Source organism: Candidatus Protofrankia californiensis, from assembly GCF_900634765.1.
Lineage (GTDB): Bacteria > Actinomycetota > Actinomycetes > Frankiales > Frankiaceae > Protofrankia > Protofrankia californiensis.
Window position 1 is genome coordinate 4,369 of the sequence record NZ_CAAAFT010000380.1, and the last position, 1,392, is coordinate 5,760.

The 1,392-nt window shown below is 69.8% G+C and carries 1 protein-coding gene; it reads left to right on the forward strand.

What is annotated here, in order from left to right:
• Window positions 1–384 precede the first annotated feature (384 nt).
• On the forward strand, window positions 385–1,215 hold the full coding sequence (locus DD1DGNOD_RS19495) for a peptidase E (RefSeq protein ID WP_206443311.1): 831 nt from the start codon (window positions 385–387) through the stop codon (window positions 1,213–1,215).
• Window positions 1,216–1,392: the final 177 nt, after the last annotated feature.

Consider the following 1,392-nt stretch of genomic DNA (forward strand, 5'->3'; position numbering starts at 1 on the left):
GCCTGACCCGCCGGAGCGTGCACTCGGCCCCGGTGGCCACGACGCGGCCGGCCCACACGTCCCCGGCGCCGGCGTCCCGGACCCGGGCGCGCAACACGACTCCGGGTACGGGAGGATCGACCGGGTTCTCACGTCCACCACGAGAACCGGTGGAATCGTACATTGAGGTCACAAACCGTGACGGTAAGCCGAAAAAACCATTCTGTGCAGCCCTCCCCATCAAACTGTGGATAACTCTCGCCGAGAGCGGGTCAGGGTACGGTGGCCGCGGCGCACGGCCGTGAATGCCACGGACGCTACGAATACGGTAAAACGCCGAACAGCACGGGCATGCACGGGCATGCGGGCACAGGCATGTGCGGGCACGGACACGGAGGCCGGACGATGAACATCCTCGCGACCAGCGGCGGCTTCCTGCCGGACGGGCGCTGGGGCGCACGGGTCGGCCCGCTGATCCACCACGCGCTGCGCCTGGCCGGGGATCCGGCGCGTCCGAAACTGTGCCTGCTGGCCACCGCCGTCGGCGACGACCCGGCCGCCTACGCGCGTTACTACGCCGCGCTCGCGCGGGACACCCCGCAGGTGCACGCGTCCCACCTGGCGCTGTTCCCGATGCCGAACGTCCCCGACGCCCGCTCGCACCTGCTGGACCAGGACGTGGTCTGGGTAGGGGGTGGCAGCGTGGCGAACCTGCTCGCTGTGTGGCGCACACACGGCCTCGACGTGATCATGCGGGAAGCGTGGGAGGCAGGCGTGGTCCTTGCCGGAGTGTCCGCGGGATCGCTGTGCTGGCACGCCGGGGGCACCACCGACTCGTTCGGGCCGGACCTGCGACCGGTCACCAATGGAATCGGCCTGCTGCCGTTCAGCAACACCCCCCACTACGACTCAGAGCCGGGCCGGCGTCCGCTTTACCAGCAGCTGGTCGCGGACGGGACGCTGCCGCCGGGCTGGGCCACCGACGACGGGGTCGGCCTGCACTTCCAGGGGACCGAGCTGGTGGAGGCCGTGGCCGACCGGCCGGACGTGTATGCGTGGAGGATCGAGCGGACCTCGACCGAGGGCAACACAACCGGGGGCAACACAACCGAAAGCAGCGCAACCGGGGGCGGTACGGCTGAGGGCAGCACGGCGGACGACGGTACGGTTACGGCCGGTACGACCGGGGGTGTACTGGAAACGTCTGTCATCCCTCGGCTGCTGTCAGGAGTGTGACGCCCGCGGTGTCTTGCCGCGGGCTCTGGGAGGACACCGCGGGTGAGCGTAGCCTCATTTTCATGGAGGTCATGCGCCCAGGCCTGATGCCCTACGACGAGGCGTGGCAGCTGCAGCGCACGTTGGCCGACCGGCGGATCGCCGGCGATGCGGCCGACACCTTGATCCTCCTGGAAC

Bases quoted from the DNA above. Each gene is read 5' to 3' on its own strand.
- DD1DGNOD_RS19495 (WP_206443311.1), top strand. From the start codon at position 385: ATGAACATCCTCGCGACCAGCGGCGGCTTCCTGCCGGACGGGCGCTGG.